The 318-nt window shown below is 61.0% G+C and carries 1 pseudogene; it reads right to left on the bottom strand.

Going from position 1 to position 318, the window contains the following annotated elements:
- Positions 1-318 (bottom strand): annotated as a pseudogene (locus ACUXVH_RS31725) (calcium-binding protein); the annotation flags it as partial.

Below are 318 nucleotides of genomic sequence, written 5' to 3' on the forward strand. Positions count from 1 at the left end.
TGCGGTGTGATCGGGGCCGGAGGTCAGGACGTCATTGAATGCCGAACCGATGACGTTTTCGATGCTGGTCAGAGTAGCGCCCTCGGCATCTCCGCCCTTGCCGGCCGCGCCGGTACCGAAACGCACTTCAACCTTCACTCCGGCGGACGAGGTCGAGTAGTCGACGGTGTCCACGCCAGCGCCACCATCGAAGGCCATGCCCTGGCCGTTGCCGACAAACGTGTCGTTGTAGCTAGAGCCTTTGATCGTCTCGATGTCGGTGTAGGTATCGCCTGCGGCAATGCCGGTGTTCACGCCGGTTTTCAGATTGATCGTCAC

It is taken from the genome of Pseudomonas sp. 8(2025) (assembly GCF_052665325.1).